The organism is Marinomonas foliarum, assembly GCF_003337275.1.
In the GTDB taxonomy this organism is placed as follows: Bacteria; Pseudomonadota; Gammaproteobacteria; order Pseudomonadales; family Marinomonadaceae; genus Marinomonas; species Marinomonas foliarum.
In genome coordinates, this window is the sequence record NZ_QPJQ01000010.1 from 39857 (window position 1) to 61480 (window position 21624).

Annotated in this window: 14 protein-coding genes and 1 riboswitch; of the genes, 7 read left to right on the forward strand and 7 right to left on the reverse strand. The window is 44.0% G+C overall.

Features of this window, described 5'->3' with window-relative positions; genetic code table 11:
• Positions 1 to 84: 84 nt before the first annotated feature.
• Positions 85 to 3960 carry a cobaltochelatase subunit CobN gene (gene cobN, locus DFP77_RS07285; RefSeq protein ID WP_114411624.1) on the forward strand — a complete coding sequence of 1292 codons (3876 nt, stop codon included), beginning with the start codon at positions 85 to 87 and terminating at the stop codon, positions 3958 to 3960.
• A gap of 82 nt (positions 3961 to 4042) precedes the next feature.
• Complete coding sequence (locus tag DFP77_RS07290; protein ID WP_114411625.1) at positions 4043 to 5284, forward strand: sirohydrochlorin chelatase; 1242 nt, start codon at positions 4043 to 4045, stop codon at positions 5282 to 5284.
• Positions 5285 to 5362: 78 nt separating this feature from the next.
• Here the strand turns inward: DFP77_RS07290 and DFP77_RS07295 are convergent, their stop codons facing one another.
• Together DFP77_RS07295 and nspC are read right to left on the reverse strand one after the other, a co-directional pair.
• Positions 5363 to 6601 carry a saccharopine dehydrogenase family protein gene (locus DFP77_RS07295; protein ID WP_114411626.1) on the reverse strand — a complete coding sequence of 413 codons (1239 nt, stop codon included), beginning with the start codon at positions 6599 to 6601 and terminating at the stop codon, positions 5363 to 5365.
• 36 nt (positions 6602 to 6637) lie between these two features.
• The gene (gene nspC / locus DFP77_RS07300) at positions 6638 to 7735 is read right to left on the reverse strand and encodes a carboxynorspermidine decarboxylase (protein WP_114411627.1); all 1098 of its coding nucleotides are present in this window, start codon (positions 7733 to 7735) and stop codon (positions 6638 to 6640) included.
• A 337-nt stretch (positions 7736 to 8072) separates the two neighbouring features.
• Between nspC and DFP77_RS07305 the strand changes: the two genes are divergently transcribed.
• Positions 8073 to 8660: an NnrU family protein gene (locus tag DFP77_RS07305; protein WP_114411628.1), complete on the forward strand. Its 588-nt coding sequence runs from the start codon at positions 8073 to 8075 to the stop codon at positions 8658 to 8660.
• A gap of 84 nt (positions 8661 to 8744) precedes the next feature.
• Here DFP77_RS07305 and DFP77_RS07310 read toward each other — a convergent pair whose 3' ends face one another.
• On the reverse strand, positions 8745 to 10655 hold the full coding sequence (locus DFP77_RS07310) for a methyl-accepting chemotaxis protein (protein ID WP_114411629.1): 1911 nt from the start codon (positions 10653 to 10655) through the stop codon (positions 8745 to 8747).
• A 194-nt stretch (positions 10656 to 10849) separates the two neighbouring features.
• On the opposite strand from DFP77_RS07310, the gene yegD reads away from it, so the two are divergent.
• The gene (gene yegD, locus DFP77_RS07315; RefSeq protein WP_114411630.1) at positions 10850 to 12214 is read left to right on the forward strand and encodes a molecular chaperone; all 1365 of its coding nucleotides are present in this window, start codon (positions 10850 to 10852) and stop codon (positions 12212 to 12214) included.
• 91 nt (positions 12215 to 12305) lie between these two features.
• Here yegD and DFP77_RS07320 read toward each other — a convergent pair whose 3' ends face one another.
• Together DFP77_RS07320 and DFP77_RS07325 are read right to left on the reverse strand one after the other, a co-directional pair.
• Positions 12306 to 14357: a methyl-accepting chemotaxis protein gene (locus tag DFP77_RS07320; protein ID WP_114411631.1), complete on the reverse strand. Its 2052-nt coding sequence runs from the start codon at positions 14355 to 14357 to the stop codon at positions 12306 to 12308.
• 250 nt (positions 14358 to 14607) lie between these two features.
• On the reverse strand, positions 14608 to 16326 hold the full coding sequence (locus DFP77_RS07325) for an OFA family MFS transporter (RefSeq protein ID WP_114411632.1): 1719 nt from the start codon (positions 16324 to 16326) through the stop codon (positions 14608 to 14610).
• Between the two features lie 231 nt (positions 16327 to 16557).
• Here DFP77_RS07325 and DFP77_RS07330 point away from each other — a divergent pair, with 231 nt between their 5' ends.
• Together DFP77_RS07330 and DFP77_RS07335 are read left to right on the forward strand one after the other, a co-directional pair.
• The gene (locus DFP77_RS07330; protein ID WP_114411633.1) at positions 16558 to 17625 is read left to right on the forward strand and encodes an FUSC family protein; all 1068 of its coding nucleotides are present in this window, start codon (positions 16558 to 16560) and stop codon (positions 17623 to 17625) included.
• A gap of 162 nt (positions 17626 to 17787) precedes the next feature.
• Positions 17788 to 18001, forward strand: a riboswitch (cobalamin riboswitch).
• Between the two features lie 83 nt (positions 18002 to 18084).
• Positions 18085 to 18756: an energy-coupling factor ABC transporter permease gene (locus DFP77_RS07335; protein ID WP_114411634.1), complete on the forward strand. Its 672-nt coding sequence runs from the start codon at positions 18085 to 18087 to the stop codon at positions 18754 to 18756.
• A gap of 62 nt (positions 18757 to 18818) precedes the next feature.
• Here DFP77_RS07335 and DFP77_RS07340 read toward each other — a convergent pair whose 3' ends face one another.
• Positions 18819 to 19700, reverse strand: a complete 882-nt coding sequence (locus tag DFP77_RS07340; RefSeq protein ID WP_114411635.1) for a LysR family transcriptional regulator — start codon at positions 19698 to 19700, stop codon at positions 18819 to 18821.
• 135 nt (positions 19701 to 19835) lie between these two features.
• Between DFP77_RS07340 and DFP77_RS07345 the strand changes: the two genes are divergently transcribed.
• Entirely contained in the window at positions 19836 to 21038 is a 1203-nt protein-coding gene (locus tag DFP77_RS07345) for an MFS transporter (protein ID WP_114411688.1), read from the forward strand.
• Between the two features lie 27 nt (positions 21039 to 21065).
• Here the strand turns inward: DFP77_RS07345 and DFP77_RS07350 are convergent, their stop codons facing one another.
• Positions 21066 to 21599, reverse strand: coding sequence for a WG repeat-containing protein (locus tag DFP77_RS07350; RefSeq protein WP_114411689.1), 534 nt, complete (start codon positions 21597 to 21599; stop codon positions 21066 to 21068).
• Between the last annotated feature and the right edge of the window lie 25 nt (positions 21600 to 21624).

The following is a 21624-nucleotide window of genomic DNA, read 5'->3' on the forward strand; positions in this document are numbered from 1 at the left end:
TATGCAAAGCTCGTAATGGAAAAGCTATGGATTCCCGCTTTCGCGAGAATGACGAGTGAGTAAAAGAAACAAACTGGAGAAAGAGTGCACTTATTAGCAGCCAAACCGGGTGGCTTTGTTGACGACGAAGGGATTGTCGATCTTGGACAAACACCAGCAGACTTAGTCATTTTGGCCGCGGCGGATAGTGTACTCGGTGCGCTTGGTAGCGCGCTGGACGAGATAGCTTCTTTTCATGGCTCCGATGATGGATTGGAGCGCCTACGATTACCGAGTGTTCGCCTTGCCAATTGGATGCAGTTGGTCAAACCGGCTGCTTATGATTTGTACGAGCACAAGGTGCTTGATCATGCCAAGGTCGTTATTGTCTCACTATTGGGTGGCGAGCATTATTGGGAATATGGTTTCCAGCGACTACAAGAGTGGGCGAGAGCCAAAGCTGGCCGAACACTGATTGTGGTGCCAGGGGACGATTCACAAGATCCTTCGTTAACAAGGGTCTCTACCGCAAAGCCAGAAGACTGCCATCGAGTGTGGCGTTATCTGCGTGAAAGTGGCCAAGCAAACTCTCAGCAATTGTTCTATTTCCTCACGGATCACTACTTCGGCACGCCTTGCCATTGGCAAGAGCCAGCCCCTTTGCCAAGTGCGCTTATTTATCATGCTGGTCATTCCTCTAGTTTTGCCCAGTGGCAAAACCATTATTCCGATGAATTAGCGCAAGGCTCGCCTGTTGCTATCTTGGCGTTTTATCGTTCCCATCTACAAAGCGGTAACACTGCGATGTTTGATGGTCTTATCGAGATATTAAAGCAAGAAGGTCTAGTGCCGCTTGCTGTAGCAGTGAGCTCTCTCAAAGACGATGTATCGGTGGGCTTGATCGAGTCGTTAGTGGAACGCACACAAGCCAAGGTGATTTTAAATACCACTGGTTTCGCTGCCAATCGCGTGGGAAGTCCTGATCTGGCTTCTGAGCCAACGGATTTTCAATCAGCCTTTGCTTCTCCTATTCCGGTTTTACAGTTGATTCTTTCTGGTAGTACCGAAGAGGATTGGCAAGGGCAAACTCAAGGCCTTCGCAGCCGTGATGTCGCCATGCAAATCGTCTTGCCAGAAATGGACGGGCGTATTATCACGCGAGCTGTGAGCTTCAAGGCTTTGAGTCATTACAATGACATTGCTCAAGTGGATTTGGTGCGTTACGAATTACAGGAAGAGCGCGCACGTTTTGTTGCTCAACTTGCTAAGCGTTTTGCTAATTTGGCTAGCAAACCAAATCATGAAAAACGCATCGCCTTTGTGTTAGCAAACTACCCAACCAAAGATGGTCGTATTGGTAACGGCGTTGGTTTGGATACGCCAGCCTCGGCAGTGAATCTATTAAAAGCCTTAGAAGCCGCAGGTTATCCTATCGACAACATTCCCGATCACGGCAACGCCTTGATCGAAGAATTGCTCGGCGCTGTGACCAATAATCCCAACACCTTGCATGAGCGCGGTTGCTGGCAAAGCCTCGTTTTAGAAGACTACTTACATTATTTCTATCAGTTGCCGTTGGAATGCCAGAACGCGGTTTGGGATCGCTGGGGGCCGCCAGAAGACGATCATAAATGCCGCGAGCAAAATGGCCAGAGACGCATCATGTTGGCAGGCATTCGCTTAGGGGAAACCTTTGTTGGTATTCAGCCGGCCCGTGGTTTTAATTTAGATTTGGCAGCGAATTATCATGACCCAGATTTGATTCCGCCTCACAGCTATTTGGCTTTTTACTTTTGGTTGCGTCACGTCTACAAAGTCGATGCCTTTGTTCATGTGGGGAAACATGGCAACCTTGAATGGTTACCGGGCAAAGGCACGGCTTTGTCGGCTTCTTGCTGGCCGGATATTGCTCTTGGGCCAATGCCACACTTTTATCCCTTTATCGTCAATGATCCGGGGGAAGGAGCGCAAGCCAAACGCCGCACGCAAGCGGTGATTATCGATCATCTGATGCCGCCCATGACCCGTGCTGAAACCTATGGTGACATGGCCGAGCTAGAAAATTTAGTCGATGAATATTACCAAGCCATGGGCATGGATGTACGCCGTGAAACCTGGCTACGTGAGCAGATTCTTGAAAAGGTCCAAACCACGCATCTGCTTGAAGAGCTGGCAGGCGTGCAAGCGGACAATGATGAATCTGTACTAGAAGGTTTAGATACCTATTTATGTGAAATCAAAGAAGCACAAATTCGCCATGGACTGCATCGTCTAGGGGAATTGCCAGAAGACGATAAACTTGCCGATACGCTGGTGGCTTTGTTGCGTTTGTCTCGTGGAAGTGAGGTTTCCAGTCAAGGCATTCTACACGCCTTAGTCAAAGACTTGTCGCTGGAACAAGACGATTTTGATCCGATGAAAAGTGAGCGAACACCTTGGTTCGGCAATAAGCCTGAGTTTTTACAATCAGTAAGCGAACTAACGTGGCGGACTCATGCTGACACCAAGGAACGCTTGGAACTATTTGCCAAAGAGCTGGTTTTGAGCCATTTGATTGGAGAAGGCTTCACTGATGAGTTGGCAACAAAACTCCCTCAAACCGCCGTGTTATTGGCGCACAGTAAAAAACGCTTATTGGTTGCTTTGCAGCAAAGTGCTCATGATGAAATTCAGGCGTTAATAACAGGATTGGCGGGTGGTTTTATTCCCCCAGGCCCAAGCGGCGCTCCGACACGTGGCCGGCTTGATACCTTGCCTACCGGGCGCAATTTTTTCTCTGTGGATAATCGCGCTATTCCTTCGCCTGCAGCCTGGGCAATAGGTCAGCAGTCAGCCGAAGCGCTTATTCAGCGCCACTTGCAAGAGCATGGTGATTATCCGAAAGATTTAGGTTTGTCCGTATGGGGAACGGCCACTATGCGAACTGGCGGCGATGATATTGCCCAAGCGTTTGCTTTGATGGGGGTTCGTCCTATTTGGGCGCCGGGGTCAAACCGTGTGACTGATTTTGAAATCCTTTCTTGCATGCAATTAGGTCGTCCACGAGTGGATGTTACCCTGCGTGTTTCTGGCTTCTTTCGAGATGCTTTCGCCAACGTTATGCGACTCTATGATGCGGCAGTGCAGGCTATTGCAGATTATCAAGAGCCTGGCACAGGCAATGTGATTCGCGCCAATGTGGAAGCGCGCAAAAGTAAATTGCTTGCTCAAGGTATGAGTGAAACTGAGTCAAATCGTCAAGCCACTTATCGTGTGTTCGGCAGCAAACCGGGCGCTTATGGGGCTGGTTTGCAAGGTTTGATCGATGAGCGTTGCTGGGACACCAAAGCGGATTTGGCGGAAGCTTATGTGAACTGGGGCGGTTACGCGTATGACGGTAATAATTACAATGGTAAACAAGACGGTATAGAGGCTAAGTCCGCCTTTGTTGAGCGTTTGTCTCAATTAGATGCCGTCGTGCAAAACCAAGATAACCGTGAGCACGATATTCTTGACTCGGACGATTATTATCAATTCCAAGGTGGCATGGCCAACGCGGTAACAGAGTTTAGCGGCCAAGCGCCGAGTGTTTATCATAGCGATCATTCCAATCCGAGTTCGCCAAAAATTCGTACCTTAAAAGAAGAGCTGAATCGTGTGGTGCGTTCGCGGGTGCTGAACCCCAAATGGATCGACGCTATGCAAACTCACGGTTATAAAGGTGCGTTTGAAATGACGGCGACCGTAGATTATTTGTTTGCCTACGATGCGACGACAGATCTGGTGGCGGATTATCAATATGAGCAAGTAACTGATCGGTTATTGCTGGATCCAGACAACCAAGCCTTTATGCGCGATAATAACCCTCACGCGCTAGAAGAAATGGGTGAGCGCTTATTAGAAGCCATCCAGCGAGGCATGTGGCAGAACGCCGATGTACATCGTGAAAAAATACAATCCTTGTTGCTTGATTTAGATCAGCAACAAGAACAACGTCAGTGATCTTGGGCAGAAGATCGCTTGTAACCTTGCTAGTTGTATTTAGACTAATGACTAGCTGAGATGAATAAAGTAGAGAGAAATGATGAGTAATAGAGAACAGGCCAAAAAGGGCATTATGATTTGTGGTCACGGCAGCCGTGATAAAGATGCTGAACGTGAATTTGGCCTAGTGGCGAAAGGACTTAAAGCGCGCTATCCCGATCTTCCGGTGGAGTACGGCTTTCTAGAGTTTTCTGCTCCAAACATTCATATGGGTTTAAACAGCTTGGTTGACCAAGGTGTTGAAGAAATCTATGCCGTGCCGGGAATGCTCTTTGCTGCGACGCATGCGAAAAATGACATTCCTTCTGTATTGACCACCTACGAAGAAAAACACCCAGGTTTAAAGATCACTTATGGGCGTGAATTAGGCTTGCAAGATGACATGATCGACGCCTTTCAAGCGCGCATTTATGAATCCCTTGGTCTTGATCCAGAAAATCCGCCAGAAAACCTTTATGACACCATGTTGGTGGTGGTTGGTCGTGGTACATCTGATACCTCTGCCAATGCCGAAGCGGCGAAGCTAACACGTATTGTTAATGAGAACATGGGCTTTGGTTGGGCGGACACTGTGTATTCTGGCGTGACTTATCCGTCTGTTGGTGTCGGTCTTGAAAAGTTAATGAAGCTTGGCTTTAAACGCATTGTTGTTGCTCCGTACTTTTTGTTTACGGGTCGATTGATCAAGCGTATTCAGGGCTATGTTGATAAGGTTGCTCAAGAGAACCAAGCGATTGAGTTTATTCAAACGCCTTACTTGAATGATCACCCTCGTGTTATTGATGCTTTCCAGAACCGTGTAGAAGAAATCATGCAGGGTGAATTACAAACTGGCGAAGAAAGCTTGATGAATTCCTTCAAGCGTCGTCTTGCTGCAGGCGAAGTGGATGTTCATCATCACCATGCCGAATTTGTTGATCCTCAAGACGATACGCAAGGATTGTCGGAATCCGATGCTAAGCACTTCACGAGTGTGATCCAGTCGGCAGATCATGGGCATTCATCAGTATTGAATCCAAATGGTCATTCCCATGGACATGATCACAGTCACGGGCATCCCCATGGTCATAGCCACTCTCATGATCATAGCCACTCTCATGATCATTCCCATGGACATAGCCATGGCGTTTATAAACACATTGGTCATCCAATGGGGCCGCGTACCATGATTGGAGAAGGGATTTGTTGCTGCTTTATGGGGCAGTTTACTGATGAAATTTTGGAAGAAGAGAAAGGCAAAATCGACGGAGATTGCACGAAGACAGCATTTGCTCATAGATAATGGATCTTGTTTTAAACACAAAAAAACCAGAGCTCATGCTCTGGTTTTTTTATATTGATCACTAAATTTAATCAATTATTAAAACGTGAAAGGGTGGTCGCCCGTTTCGTCTTTAATGCGAGTCGGCAAGCCCATTTCGTTTAATAAACCTAAGAAAGGTCTTGGGTCAAGTTGCTCTACGTTGCGCATTTCTTTTGCATCCCAAGTGCCATTGGCAACTAGGATGGCAGCAGCAACTGGTGGAACGCCAGCGGTGTAAGAGATACCTTGGCTACCCACTTCGTTGTAAGCGTCTTTGTGGTCCGCTACGTTGTAGATAAATACTTCTCTTTCTTTGCCGTCTTTGATGCCTTTAACAACATCACCGATACAAGTCTTACCTGTGTACTCAGGAGCAAGAGAAGACGGATCAGGAAGCACGGCTTTAACGACTTTAAGCGGTACAACTTCTAAGCCTTCTGCCGTTTTAACTGGCTGTTCAGACAACAGTCCTAGGCTTTGTAATACAGTAAATACGTTGATGTAATGCTCACCAAAACCCATCCAAAAACGTACGTTTGGTACATTTAAGTTTTGAGAAATCGAATGTACTTCGTCATGGCCGCTCATGTAAGACGTTTGCTTTCCTACTACAGGCAGGTCATCTGTACGACTTACTTCAAACATCTTGTTGACGTTCCATTCGCGATTCTGCCATGAGTACACAACACCGGTAAATTCACGGAAGTTGATCTCAGGGTCGAAGTTAGTCGCGAAATATTTACCATGGCTACCCGCGTTAATATCAATGATATCGATATCTGTTACGCTGTCGAAGTAATGGTTGTACGCAAGTGCTGCGTAGGCATTTACAACACCTGGATCAAAGCCAACACCTAGAATGGCGGTGATACCTTTTTCTTTACAGGCGTCACGACGCTTCCATTCGTAGTTTGCGTACCAAGGTGGTGTTTCACAGATTTTTGCTGGATCTTCGTGGATTGCTGTATCTAAGTAAGCTGCCCCCGTTTCCATGCAAGCTTCAAGCACAGACATATTGATAAACGCTGAACCAACGTTAATAACAATCTGGGATTCCGTTTCTTGAATCAGTTTAACGGTTGCTGGCACGTCAAGAGCGTTTAGGGCGAATGCTTGAATGCGGCCCTCTACTTTCATGCTGCCTTTGTCGAGGACACTGGATACAATATCGTCGCATTTCGAAACGCTGCGTGAAGCAATTGCGATATTGCCCAGTGTGTCATTGTGTTGGGCGCATTTGTGTGCCACAACTTGTGCCACGCCTCCGCCGCCAATAATGAGAACATTTTTTTTCATGGTAGTGCTTTCTCCAAAGTAGTAATCGAAGCAGAATTAAGACAAGTTCTGCTCAAAATCGTGGTAACCGAATTCCCTAACAAGTTCGATGCTGCCATCCAATTGGCGTATGGCAATAGACGGCATCTTAACACCGTTAAACCAGTTCTTCTTCACCATGGTGTAACCCGCTGCGTCTTGGAAAGACAGGCGGTCACCCACTTGCAGTGTTTTATCAAATTTGAATTCGCCGAAAATGTCCCCAGCCAAACAGGACTTCCCACAAATCATGTATTCATGTTCGCCATCACAAGGTGCCATTTTAGCATTTTCTCGATAGATCAGCAGATCCAGCATGTGAGCTTCGATGGAGCTATCAACGACCGCTAAATTTTTACCGTTGAATAATGTGTCTAGTACGGTCACTTCTAATGTGGTGCTTTTGGTAATACTGGCTTCACCTGGTTCTAAATAGACCTGAATGTCATATTTTTCGGCAAACGTTTTTAAACGCTGGCAGAATTTATCAATTGGGTAGTCATCACCAGTAAAGTGAATGCCGCCACCAAGGCTGACCCATTTTACCTGCTGAATCAGGTGGCCAAAACGCTCTTCGATTAGGTTTAACATCTCGTCAAAGCGTTCAAAACTGTTGTTCTCACAATTATTGTGGAACATAAAACCAGAGATATCGTTAATCACCGTGGCGATTTTTTCAGGATCCCATTCGCCAAGACGACTAAAAGGTCTGGCGGGGTCGGCGATCAAAAACTCAGAGGTACTGACTTGTGGGTTAACACGCAAGCCACGAGTCTTGTCTTTACTGACTTCTTTAAAGCGATTGAATTGTCCAATGGAATTGAAAATGATTTTGTCTGAGTGATCCAACACTTCTGCTATTTCATCGTCTGAATAGGCGACGCTGTAAGCATGTGTTTCACCTTTAAATTTGGTTTTTCCCAGCTTGACTTCGTACAAGGAAGAGGACGTGGTGCCATCCATGTAGTCTTGCATTAAGTCAAATACAGACCACGTCGCAAAGCATTTAAGAGCTAATAAAGACTTGGCTCCGGACTCTTGGCGCACATAAGCGATCTTCTCTAGGTTCTTAAGAAGAGCAGCTTTATCAATGAGGTAATAAGGTGTCTTGATCATGGCAACCTGCCCGTTAGTCAAAACGGTGTATTCTAGTGCAAAGGAGGGGGCTTTTTCTAGCTCAATAAAGGTATTTTACAGGGCTTTTTATGACATTTTAACGACTTCTATTGGTTTTTGTCCTATGCCCATCTAATGACCGTGGGGGGTTGTGAAATAAACGAAGAAAGAATTAAGGCTATTTCGTGATTCGTTAGTAGTTTGTAATGAATTATAGGCCTCCTGCTTATTTCCCTCTATAATCCTGCGCTATAAATTTAACGTGGAGCTTAGATTTCAAGAATAGCCGAGCCGCGATAGTTGGAAGATTTTTAAAGTGTATGAGGAACATCCTAGTATGTTGATTTTAGTTGTTGGGTTAGTCATTTTCTTTGTGTTGCATTCCATTCGCTTGGTTGCACCTCAATGGCGTGAGACAAGTATGGCAAGGCATGGCGCAATGCGCTGGAAGATGCGTTTTGGCATGGTGACCTTGATTGCCACTGCTTTTATTGTAATGGGTTATATGCAAGTTCGCCTTGAGCCTGTGTGGTTGTGGTTTCCTCCTGTTTGGTCTCGTCATTTAGCTGGCTTATTGGTACTGGTTGCACTTTTCTTCGTTGGTTCTGCGTTAGTGCCGAATACAACGATGAAAAATAAAGTGGGCTACCCAATGTTAATTGCGGTGAAGCTATGGGCTTTCGCGCATTTAATCAGTAACGGCACTTTAGCGGATCTGATTATCTTCGGAAGCTTCTTGGTTTGGTCTATTGTGAGTTTTGCCGTATATCGTCGTCGAGATCGTAAGGCTGGCGTTGTTTATAAAACCTCGGAAGAATCCACTGTGCCAACGAACTTGATTGCCTTTGTTTTTGCTATGGTATCGTGGTTTGCTATCGTTTTTTATCTTCATCAAGCGATTATTGGCGTTTCACCACTAGTGTAACCAGTTGCGAAAGCATAATAGTTAGAGAAATAAAAACGGCCTATCAGGTACATCTGATAGGCCGTTTTTATTGATATCCGGTTATTATGTTCTGAAGTGATTGATGTTTTTGATCAAGTCATCCGCTAGCACTTTTAACTCTTCGGCACGAGCTGCACTTTCTGCTGCAATTGCCACAAGCTCTGTCGAGCCTTGTTGTATGTCAGCTGTGTTCTGATTTACTTCTGCAGTAACACTAGTTTGCTCTTCAGTTGCTGTTGCTATTTGTGCAGCGCGGTCGTTAATGGTGGTGACAGACTGTTGAATCTTATCTAGGCTCTCTCTGGCCTGATTAACGTCTTCAACGCTACTATTTGCTCTGGTATGGCTTAATTGAATTTTATTCACCGCATCCTTGGTGATTTTCTGTAGAGATTCAATCATTTTTTGAATTTCTTCAATTGAGCTATAAGTACGTTGTGACAACACTCGAACTTCATCAGCCACTACGGCAAAGCCTCGTCCTTGCTCGCCAGCACGTGCCGCTTCGATTGCTGCATTTAGGGCTAATAAGTTAGTTTGCTCAGCAATACCTGAGATCGTCGTTAAGATAGTATTAATACCATCGGCGTTTTTACTAAGGTCATTAATGACACCAGCAACACCTTGGATATCTTCTGCGAGAGTTCTAATGCTTTCTTGGCTTTTCAGTACTTGTGATTGACCAATGTTGCTGGCTGCAACTGTCTCATCAGCATTGATTGCAGTGTTGGTCGCGTTGCTAGCGATTTCTTGTGTCGCCTGTGCCATTTGATGAATGGCCGTCGCTACCATTGAAATATTGTGTTGCTGCTCTTCTAGTTTCAGAGAGCTGTTTCTAGAGGATGTGTGTGACGCACTGGCTTGGCCTGATAATTCATGGCCAATTTTTTTGAGATGTGACACGGTGCCATGTAGCAGGGCGACGAACTTGTTAAAGTTGTCTACCAATACCGCGATTTCATCTTTAGAACTGGCGGTTAGACGTTGTGTTAGATCTCCGTCACCTTGGGCAATTTGCGCCATGCTGTCAGAAACGCGACGTAAATCTTTTAATAGGAATCGTGTCACTTGAACAACGACCAATATGGCAATCGAAAGCAAAATAAAGACGGCGATAATAATGTTTGTTCCCAAGCTAACAAGTGGGGCATTCAGAACGTCTTTGTTCATCATTAACCCTAACACCCAAGGACTGCCTTTGATGTTGCTTGCATACATATCAATATCTTTGTCATCTATATTTAGCTCGGTAAATTTAGCTTTAGAGCCAACACCTTTGAAAAAGTCGTTGTTTAATATCGGGGATAAGTCCGTAGCATCCTTCAAAATACGATCTGTGTTGGGGTGAGCAATGATTTTACCGTCGCCATCGAATAATACGCTATAGCCGTTACCAGCGACTTTCATCGCTAGAATACTGTCTAGTATGCTATCTAAAAATACCAGACCACCAATGGCACCTATAAACTTCCCGTTAACGGTAATGGGCTCTACAAATGTCATTGAAAGCTTTTTAGTAGAGGCTGAGATATAAGGTGCAGTGACATAAGCGTTATTTTTCTGTTTGGCATCAATGTACCAGCTGCGTTTACGCGGGTCGTAATCAGCACTGTTGAGTGATGGATCATGGCGGTACATTGCGCCATTTTCCATCCCTAAAAAAGTCATACCAAACCCGAGACTGGCTTGAGCTTGTTGGAGGATATTAAGAATGTCTTTTTCGTTTAGATCAGGATTGTCTTGTAAAGAAGCTTCTATTTTTTGTTTGATGGCTTGCATGGTGCTGCTGCGATCATCAGACCAGCTGTTGATATAAGTTGAAATAGCATTGGCTTGAGAGCTTGCTTCTGATTTTATGCGAGCATCACTGTCTGTTTTGAAGGCATAGAAGGAAACACCGCCAACACCGATAGCAATAATCACAGCCACAATAATGGACTGAAGGGTTATTTTAGTCTGTAACGAAAGATGCATTTAATATCTCCTGAGCTTAGTGGTAAATGCAATTATAAATATAGGGCATATTCTATATTATTCACTGTTATTTCATTGCAGCTTTTTGTGTGTCTCATAAATGTTTTCTTGGTGTTATCGATGGCTTTGATACTTTTGGATCTTTCTGCTATCGTCCGCGGCCCTTTCCTATTAGCGATAACAGGTAATTTTAGATGATTTGTGGATTTGATTACGGAACATCAAATTGTGCATTAGGCATAGTTCAGGATTCTGCTGTGCGTTTGGTCGCTTTAGAAGGAGAGCATGCATTTTTACCCTCTACTTTATACGCTTTAGATAGAGATTTAATTACTGAAGCGGTCGGAAGAGGGCTGCCAGATATTCAGTCAAGGCAAGCGTTTGCAGAATTGCGAATGAACGCGTTAACAAGAGCAAAACGAGCTCGTTATGAAGAAGATATTGCGGATGAAGATCAAACGTTATTTTTTGGCCGTGCGGCATTTGACGAATATTTCCAATGGCCTGAAGAAGGTTACTTCGTAAAATCACCTAAGTCATTTCTAGGCGGTGCAGGACTGCGCTCCGAGCATATACATTTTTTTGAAGATGTAGTCACTGTGATGATGCAGAACATCAAACAGCGTGCTGAAAAAAGCTTGGGCGCTGACATTACTCACACTGTTATTGGCCGTCCTGTTAACTTCCAAGGCCTTGATGCAGAAGTCAGTAACCGCCAAGCGCTAGAGATTTTAACAACAGCAGGCAAGCGAGCTGGGTTTAAAGAAATCGAGTTTCTTTATGAGCCAATTGCGGCTGGTTTGGATTTTGAAGTTAAGCTTACCGAAAATAAAACGGTATTGGTTGTGGATATCGGTGGCGGCACTACGGACTGTGCCATGGTTCGTATGGGCCCTGATTATCTTCAAAAAGAAGATCGTCGTGGTGATTTTTTAGCGCATACCGGTGAGCGGATTGGCGGTAATGATTTAGATATACAGATTGCAGGTAAGCATTTAATGCCGCTTTTTGGTATGGAGTCATTGTTAAAAACAGGCTTGCCAATGCCGACGCAGCTTTATTGGAATGCCATTACAACCAATGATGTTTCAGCCATTGCGACCTTCAATAGTATGGAGACGAAGAACCAAATGCATCAGCTACGAGTGGATGCGGCAGAACCAAAATTGATTGAGCGTTTCTTGCGAATGCGTGAAGAAAAGCATAACTATCATATTGTTCGCAGTGCGGAAGAGGCGAAGATTGCGTTGTCCGACGCCCAGAACTATTTTGCTTCACTGGATTATATTGAAGCCGCTTTAGGTGCTGATGTTACTCGCGAACAATTGGCGAAATCGATTGCTTCGCCATTAGAGAAAATGCTGAATTTAATGAAAGCAGCCATTGAGCAAGCGGGCGAGAAACCAGATCTCATTTATATGACGGGGGGCTCGGCTAAATCGCCAGTTATTCGCGATGCAATTCAAGCGAATATCGGTGACATTCCTGTATTGGATGGTGACCACTTTGGAAGTGTGGCGGCAGGTTTGACGGTTTGGTCTGATAAAATTTTTAAATAGATTTTACAAGACTTCTTAAACTCATGAAAAAGGGAACAAGCCATTGGCTGTTCCCTTTTTTGCAAACAAACTAAGTGTTTCAGGGCTGAAGTTACAGAGAGAATCTATTTACTGAAATCTTCAATTTTTCTAATACCTCAGAAAGAGTCTGGGTTGTTGCTATCATTTCTTTTACGCCATCAGCAGTTTCATTTGATACGTGGCGAATGTTCGATATGTTTTCATTAACACTGACAGCCACGGCAGATTGTTCTGTAATTGAGCTGGCGATGTTAATAGACATAGAGTTTATTAAGCTAACAGACTCTGTAACCTTCATTAATCCTTTGCTTGCTTCAATCGCTTTTTCCGCATTTCCTGCTGCCTGGTCACGACCACTGATAACTTCAATAGAAGCTGTTTTAGACAGTTTTTGTAGTTGGTCGATCATACCTTCAATTTCAGATGTCGCATCTTGAGTTCTAGTTGCCAGCGTTCTTACTTCGTCAGCAACAACGGCAAAACCTCGGCCTTGTTCACCTGCGCGAGCGGCCTCAATGGCAGCATTAAGGGCGAGCAGATTGGTTTGCTCCGCAATGCTGCGAATAACATCAAGTACGGAACCAATGTTTACACTTTCTTTTTCAACTTCTTGCATAACGGAAGAGGCATGGCCAATGACCTTAGTTAGCGCTTGCATATCGGTAGCAACATTATTAACTACCTGAGTACCTGCTCGAGTTTCTTCGTCGGCTTTATGGGTTTCATTCGTTGTCTCTGTGATATTTTTTGACACATCTTCAACGGCAATAACCATCTGGTTCATGGCGGTAGCAACCAAGTCTGTTTCAACTTGCTGTTTGGTCATACCTTTTGAAGCCTGTGAGGCAGTTTTTTGTACTTTCTGGCTGGAGCTGGCAAGTAATTCCATGCTGCTTCTTACTTCCATTTGCATGGAGCGTAATTGTTTGATGGTATTTCGTCCGTGCTCGAACAGAATAGCTATTTCATTGCGACTATGAATCTGGTTATTGTGCCCATTTTCAAAAAGATGTGTTGAAAGGTTTCCATTACCTAGCTCTTGCAAGTCTTGACCAACACGTTTTAAAGGGGAAAGAATGCGCTGAGTAATAAAGGCAATCAGAGCTACAAGAATGGTCGCACAAATGAGTGAGATGATGATTAAGCTATTACGAACAGAGTTAGCGACCACTGTGAATTCATTTACCGGACCTCCTGTTAATAGCGCCCAATTCCAGTTTTCGGCATGACGAAATGACATGATGTTTTCTTTAGTGACACCATTGATGGTTTGTTGGGTGAAAAATGTGCCAGTATCTTGCTTTTTCATTAACTCTAAGTGTTTTTCTGCATTGGCTAGGCCTATTTCACTAAATAGCTTACCTTTATTCTTGGAATCAATAACGACTCTGCCGAAGTTTTTGCCTTCTTTTAAACTGATAACAGTGGCTTTGCCTGTTTCTCCAAAGGATAGGGTATTGATTTCTTGTTCTAAGCTTTTTAGCCCTTCAGTGTAATCAAAACCAATATAAAGAATACCAGCTACTTTACCTGCGGTATCTTTAAAGGGAACGTACTTTGTCATGTAGTTGCGGCCAAATAGTGCTGCCGGACCAGAGTATGTTTTACCTTGGATAAGTGTTTGATAACCAGGGTGACCTTTGCCTAATAAAGTGCCGAAAGCACGGTCACCATTTTCTTTTTTCAAGGATGTGCTGACGCGAAGAAAGTCATCACCGTAGCGAATGAAAACCGTCGCTGTGCCGCCTGTCATTTTTGTAAACTGGTCTGGCTTATCAAAGTTTAAATTAATGGTTTCGCCTGAGTTGGTTGCCAAAGGGCTGTCGTATTCGCCAATTTTTACCGTTTCTGAATCACTTACTGTGATTCCATTGGGGAAAAGTGTGAAAAATATATCGGCTAATCTGTCTGTATTGCTTTCTAGATTTTCATAATAAAAATCAAGCAACATACTGCCTTGGTTAGCGCTAGTTTGTAGTTCGTGGTCGATGCTGGTCATAAAACCGTCGTAGGATTTATTAGATGCTAACCAGCTCAATGCACTAAAACAGAGAATAGAAACCGTGAACACAGCAACACCTAGTTGATGTGTGATAGGCATGGATTTTATACGCTTAATCATGAAGTTGTTCCTTCTATTAAAGTATGCTTCTAATCAGATGAGTACAGCATTTGATAAAGCTTTTATTATTATAGTTGTCTTTATTTTTGTTGCTCGACAATGACTGAGAACGAGCTTTTAAAATTCGAACACTCCGAAAAGTAGTGTGAACTTGTTCGATTGATCGGAACATTTTCTAGAAAAGGCAACAAGACATGATTTGTCTTGTTGCCTTTACATTTTGTCACCGACTGTACGTTTATGTTAACGACTAGAGGTTCGGGTGTGTGTTTTCTACATGGTGCTTTTCTTTTACTGGACGGACCATTAAGTTCGCGAAGAAGCCAACGACCAACAATCCAGCCATAACATACATAGTTGTATTGTAGAGGCTAGACGTTGGGTCGATAGTCCCGGCTGGAGCGATTTCCATCAATTTGGCGACGGTCACTGACTTAGCTGCGATTAGCTCATTTAGCTGGGAAACGGACGCGTTAAATTTTTGTTCGAACGCGGCCGGGTCTATTTTGTTAACCAAGTCGGTAATCGCATTTTCAACCGAAAGATTTCTTAGGTAGGTGATAACGAAAGGCCCTAGAACACCAGCTGTTGCCCATGCAGTTAGCAATCGGCCATGTATGCCACCAACGTGTAGCGTGCCAAAAATATCCGCTAAGTAAGCAGGTATAGTGGCAAAGCCACCGCCGTACATAGTGAAGATAATCATGGTTGCTGCGTAGAACATCACTAACCAAGTTACAGAAGGGTCCGCGCTTACCGCAGAAGCTGCATAAGGAATGGAAAGGTATAAAAGCGTGCCAAGGACAAAGAAGCAGTGATAGGTGTTTTTGCGTCCAATGAAGTCGGAAGTAGATGCCCAAAAGAATCGACCACACATATTAAACACAGAAATCATCAATACGTATGTGCCAGCAAATGTTGCAGTAGCGACAGTGGGAAGAGTAGAACCAAATATCTCCGTCATCATGGTTTTTGCAATACCGATTACACCGATACCAGCGGTCACGTTAAAGCACAATACAACCCATAACAGCCAAAATTGAGGCGTTTTTAAGGCCTGATCAATGTGTACATTATTGTGGCTGATCATGGTGTTTGCTGCATCTTTTGCTGGTGGTGTCCAACCTTCCGGTTTCCAATCTTTAGGTGGAACACGATAAGCGAAGGCAGCAATGATCATGATAATAAAGTAGACAATTCCCAGTGTTAAAAATACGCTGGAAGCACCAGTGTCACCTGTACCAACAACATAAACACCCGCTTCACCAGGAGTCGGCAGCTTTGCCGCTTCAGAAGCGCTGGCAATAACAACCTCTAATTTGCCACTTGTCATTTCTGCAAAGCGCTTTCCGCCTTCAGTAATTAGATTTACAGCTGATTCAGGTCCAAGGTAAGTTGGTGCAATCGCGAATTTTTCTAATAAAAAAGACTTCAAAGGGGCGCCAATCATAGCGCCACCACCAAAACCCATTATCGCCATACCTGTTGCCATACCGCGCTTATCAGGAAACCAGCGCAGTAGAGTCGAAACAGGGGATACATAACCAAGGCCTAAGCCACACCCCCCCAAAACGCCATAGCCCAAATACACCAGCCATAATTGGTGTGTTGATATCCCTACGCTACCGATAATGAAACCGCCGCCCCAAAGAAATGCTGCTGTTACACCAACACAACGAGGGCCTACTTCCTCAAGCCATTTACCTGCAATTGCTGCAGATAGACCAAGAAATACAATGGCCACAGAGAAGATCCACACCACACTGCTTAGGCTCCAGTCTTCTGCTGCGCTAGTAACAACACCAAATTCAGTTGTTAGTGCTGGATTGAAAATACTCCATGCATACACGGAGCCTATACATAAATGAATAGCAATGGAGGCAGGGGGAACTAACCAGCGGTTAAAGTTTGGGGATGCAATGATTTTGTCCTTCATGAGAAAGGATAAAAGAGTCCGTATCAGGTTCATAATCTGTGTCCTTGTAGAAATTGTTGTATTTTGGTGGTCAGTTACAAAACATTACATAGAGATTATATTTTTTATAGCAGAAAGGAATATGTATATTTTTAAAAATCCTCTAGAAAGGTCGCTTTTATTGTCTTAGGCAAGATTATTAAATTGAGTGTGTTTTTCTTCCGTTGAAGATTTACAAAAATGATATACTGTTTTAATACTAAACATTTTTAGCGGAGTATTTTCTTGTTCAACGTATTATTAACTCAATTAAAAGGCCTTTTTGCATGGAGTGATGTCAAGCGCCCCTGGCACCTGGCTGTCCTTGCTGCTGTTTGTGTTGGTATTCCTGCCTTGATTGGTGCAGCAACAGATCAATTCGCCTTGGCAACCCTGTCTAGTTTAGGTGCGATGGTTATTTTATATTTGCCCAAAACTCGAACGGCGCATCGCATGGTGACGCTCGCTATGTGTTCTTTTGGTTTTATGATCTGCTTTACTATTGGTTCTCTGTCCAGCTTTAACCCTTACGTTGCGGCGCTTGCTCTTGGGTTGTTGTCTTTCGGAGCGATTGTGATTACTCGATATTATTGCCTACCGCCTCCAGGTAGCTTTTTCTTTATTCTCGTTTCTGCATTGGCGATTTATTTGCCGTTTGATTTGGGGAAATGGTCGTCCAATATTGGCATGGTTGCCTTGGGTGGAATGCTATCGTGTGGTTTGGCGTTTATTTATAGCCTGATGACTGGCGCAAATGATTTACCTGCGACAAAAATTGAAACGGATACTCAGGTGAATGCGATTATTTTAGAGGGCGCATTAGTGGCTTTCTTTATCGCTTTCTCTTATTTATTGGCGGTGTTGTTAGCCTTGCCTAATGCGCTTTGGGTACCTATTTCCTGTGCTGCTATTTTACAAGGTGCTACTTATCGCATGATCTGGCACCGAAATATTCATCGAATTGTAGGAACTGCACTGGGTATGGGCGTGGCATACTTACTGTTTTCGTTTCACCCTAACTATTGGGTGTTGGCATTAAGCATGATTTTTTTTCAATTCGTTGTGGAAATATTAATCGTTAAAAACTACGGTGCGGCGGTGATATTTATCACGCCTTTAACGGTTATTATGGCTGAGATCACCAGTGCGAATATGAGTACTATGGTCTTGCTGGAGCATCGGCTGGTCGACATTTCTATTGGTAGTGCGATTGGGATTATTGGCGGTACTATTTTTCATCGAACGTCTTTGCTGAAGAATATTGAGTCGCGTATGAATGCTCGTAGTTCTTTATCTGGACGCAAATCGTCTTAAAAACTTTCTAGCAAAATAAACCTAGATGAATGCCTTTCTTTTCTTTATGAAAGGCATTTGTTAGCCCCTCACTATTTTCATCGCTTTAGTTGCTTAAATTCAGGTTAAACCTTACGCTTCGAATCTCTGGTAATCGGTTATTAATCTTGCATTAAGATAACGAATACCAGTTCATGTGAAGGTGCCCTAATGGGTGAAACGGGAAACAGGTGAGTTTTTCAAAAAGCAAAGCCTGTACTGCCCCCGCAACGGTAAATAAGTGGTGTATTTCTTCTTACTTCCACTGTCTTTTAGACGGGAAGGAATAAGAGCCTTAGAAATACAGATCGACCAAACACTTATCAGTCCGGAGACCGGCCTTCATTGATCAGGGCTTTTTCTATGGGCAAATTGTGCCATGTAAAAGTCCGCTAATTTGAATCATACGGGTGAGTATGAAGCATATTTTGGAGGCACATAGTGCATATTGAACCTGGCGTCGTTGACGGCGCAAAAATCGTTTTGAGTTACGCTACCGCGTTGGCCGCCTTTGGCTTTTCTGCGAAAGCGTCTATCGATATGATCAAAAAAGACGGTCTAATGTCTTTAATCAGTCGTAGTGTGTTAACCACACTGTTTGTCTTTGCCTTTTTTGAACTCTTGCCTCATCACGCTGTTGGTGTGTCCGAAGTGCATCTCATATTAGGCTCTACGCTGTTCCTTATCTTTGGCCCTGCCGCTGCTTCTATTGGCTTGATATTAGGTCTATTAGCGCAAGGGATATTCTTTGCCCAGTTTGACCTGCCCCAATATGGCATGAATGTAACGACTTTATTATTGCCTCTGTTTGCTATGTCGGCAGTGGCTCGTCGTACGATTACTGAGAATACGGCTTACGTTGATATTAGCTACAAGCAAGCGCTGAAACTGTCCTTAACTTACCAAGGTGGCATTGTCGCTTGGGTGGCTTTTTGGGCGTTTTATGGGCAAGGCTTCGGCGCTGAAAACTTAGCCTCTGTGGCGACGTTTGGTATGGCGTATATGAGCGTTGTATTGTTAGAACCAGTACTTGATCTTGCCGTTCTGGCTGGTGCGAAAAGCTTGCATCGCTTTAAGAGCTCATCTTTGCTTGAAGCACGTTTATTTCACTAAACCGCTTTGAATATTGTAAATGCCTGCCTCTGCCTTCGAGTGGGGCAGGCATTTTTATTTGCTCAGCGTTTATATTGCCCGTGCTCACTGACAAACTCTAAAAAAGCGCGATTGGCTTTTGAAAGGTAACTGTCTTTGCGCCACGCAATACCGAGATCTAGCCAGATTGGCGGATCAAAAGAGCGAGTAATTAAGTCGTCGTCTTCTTCAATCACCATGGCAAGTAGGGTGGATATACCAAAGCCTTGCTGGGTAATGGATTTGATTAGTGGAATCAGGTTGGTTTCAAAACCAATTTTAGGCGTCTTTTTGCATTGTTTCGCTAGCTTGTCGACAATACGGCGGTGAAAGTAGCCTTCTTTGAACATGACTAACTCTTCATCGAAAAACGCTTCTGGTGAGATGCGCTCTAATTGGCTAAAAGGATGATCCGTCGCAATGGTTACCAGCATTTCTTCTCGAATCAGCGCTTGCGTTTCTAAGCTATCTGGAAGCGTTTCCGCGACGATGACACTAAGATCTAATTCGCCATTTTCGAGCATCTTTTGCAACTGCCAAGTTCCTCCCTCAATGACTTTTAAGGCAATGCTGGGGTACTTATGGCGAAATGCCATCAGAATAGGCGGGAAGTAATAGGAGCCGAGCATGCTTGGAATACCTACACGCACTTCGCCTTGGCTCAATCCTTTTAGCTCACTCATTTCCAATAGGGCATCATCGGTGGCTTGGATAATTTTTTCAGCATGGGTCAGCAGCTTTTTGCCTTCGTCTGTGAGTCCGATATTGCGATCTGCTCGATGGATTAAGGTCAAACCCAAATCCGTCTCTAGCTTTTTTATTGCCATGCTCACCGCAGGTTGTGCAACGCCAAGCTGTTGCGCAGCTTTGGTGAAACTCTCGTTTTTTGCAATGGCAATGAAGTAGCGCAACGGTTTAATGTCCATCAATAATCCTTATGGATTGAATAAGATGGATATATTTTATTGATTATTTTCCTAAGCGTATAGTGTCACGATAATTTATTGTTTTATTCGGGCGTCATTCCCGTTTGATGCTGCTGCGATAGTAGGAGAATGTTTGTGATAGAAGTGGGTAGTTCTGTTTTTTGGCGAGGCACAGTGGCACTCATCATTGGCTCTTTTATGATTTTTGCCAACGTTTATGTGACTCAGCCGCTGCTGCCAATGATTGCCAACGAATTTTCCATTACGCCACTGCAAGCCAGCGGTAGTTTTACTATTACAACTTTGACATTGGGCATCTCTTTACTTTTTTACGGTCCAATTTCAGACGCATTAGGTCGTAAAGGGATTATGGTGATGACCATGGTCGGCATTACCTTAACCACTTTTTGCTTATCATTAGTACAAAGTTATGAAGCCTTGTTAGTGCTGCGCGGCCTACAAGGGTTTTTCTTGGCGGGGTTGCCGGCGATTGCTGTTGCGTATTTGGGGGATGAATACACGCCTGAAGCCTTGATGGTGGCGGTTGGCTTATACATTAGCGGCAATACTCTAGGAGGCATCGGCGGCCGTCTTATCGGTGGATTTGTGGGGGAGTGGCTGGGTCGATCAGCGACCTTTGGTGTGATGAGTGCGATTAGCCTGATTTGTTTATTGGCTTTTTTCTTTTTACTACCAAAATCACAGCATTTTGAAGCAAAACCATTGCGTGTTGGCCACATTCTGAAGAACATGAAAAGTCATTTGCAGAACCGTCGTTTATTAACCAGTTACTTCATTGGTGGCTTTAGCTTCTTCATTTTTATTAACCAATACAGCTACGTGACCTTCGTGTTAGAAGCTGAGCCATATAATCTCACCGCTAAGTACGTGGGTTTACTCTTCCTAACTTATCTGTCTGGTACCTTGGGTTCGGCGATTTCTGGTAAGCTTGCCAAACGTTGGAGCCAGCCCAATATTATGGTGCTCGGCACTTGTATTTTTATGTTTGGCTCGTTAGTCACCCTCGGCGACTCTTTATTGGCTATCATTGTGGGATTATTAATAAACAGTTTTGGCTTTTTCTTATGTCATTCAACAGCCAGCGGTTTTGTCAGCCGAAATGCTAAGCACGCTAAAGCCAGTGCCTCTTCCTTATACCTAGTGTTTTATTATCTTGGTGCTAGTCTAGGCGGGTTTTACCTTGACCCATTCTGGCAAGCGGATGGCTGGACAGGAGTCATCATAGGATCGTGGTTAGTATTGGGAATAGTTGTATTGGCTGAAGTGAGCTTGATTCGAAGCCATAACAAGCAAGCTACACAGAGTCGCTATTCATAAACCGATAAAGTGTATCTGAATTAGCTTTTAATTTAGCGGCTCTATCATATTCCCTTGTTTATCAATATAGCCCCAGACACCGCAAGTTAATCCAGTATGCTCTTCATTAACTTGAGTAACGACACAACCGCGACACACTCTGGCTACTCCATCTTGGAATGGCCAAGCCCAATCAAAATCAGTTGCCAAAACTAACTCAAAATCATGATTGTAGAAGGCTATTTTGCCGTTTAATAAAGACCTAGTTAGACCCTCTTGAAAGTAATCCGCTCCATTGTCGTAAGTGATAACAGACAGGTAGCTTCTATCGGGTTTAAGATAAAAATACTGGCCTTGAGTAAATAGAGTCGTTAGTTGGTTTTCGTTGAAGTTTAACTTGCTCCAGTGTTTATCCGATATTTCTAGGTGTTTGTTTTGATAAGAGGCACAGTGATGAAATAACTCAATTTCAGGGTAGGGGTTTTGTTCTGTTTGCTTTGGCGTGAATGCGCATGGTTGTAAGTTCGCAGCACTGACATAGCCTGAAAGAGCGATAAGGAGAACAGGTATAATTGGCTTCATAAAAATATCATATGTTTGGTTATTA

Bases quoted from the DNA above. Each gene is read 5' to 3' on its own strand.
- DFP77_RS07290 (WP_114411625.1), top strand. From the start codon at position 4,043: ATGAGTAATAGAGAACAGGCCAAAAAGGGCATTATGATTTGTGGTCAC.
- DFP77_RS07320 (WP_114411631.1), bottom strand. From the start codon at position 14,357: ATGATTAAGCGTATAAAATCCATGCCTATCACACATCAACTAGGTGTT.
- DFP77_RS07305 (WP_114411628.1), top strand. From the start codon at position 8,073: ATGTTGATTTTAGTTGTTGGGTTAGTCATTTTCTTTGTGTTGCATTCC.
- yegD (WP_114411630.1), top strand. From the start codon at position 10,850: ATGATTTGTGGATTTGATTACGGAACATCAAATTGTGCATTAGGCATA.
- DFP77_RS07340 (WP_114411635.1), bottom strand. From the start codon at position 19,700: ATGGACATTAAACCGTTGCGCTACTTCATTGCCATTGCAAAAAACGAG.
- DFP77_RS07310 (WP_114411629.1), bottom strand. From the start codon at position 10,655: ATGCATCTTTCGTTACAGACTAAAATAACCCTTCAGTCCATTATTGTG.
- DFP77_RS07350 (WP_114411689.1), bottom strand. From the start codon at position 21,599: ATGAAGCCAATTATACCTGTTCTCCTTATCGCTCTTTCAGGCTATGTC.
- nspC (WP_114411627.1), bottom strand. From the start codon at position 7,735: ATGATCAAGACACCTTATTACCTCATTGATAAAGCTGCTCTTCTTAAG.
- DFP77_RS07325 (WP_114411632.1), bottom strand. From the start codon at position 16,326: ATGAACCTGATACGGACTCTTTTATCCTTTCTCATGAAGGACAAAATC.
- DFP77_RS07295 (WP_114411626.1), bottom strand. From the start codon at position 6,601: ATGAAAAAAAATGTTCTCATTATTGGCGGCGGAGGCGTGGCACAAGTT.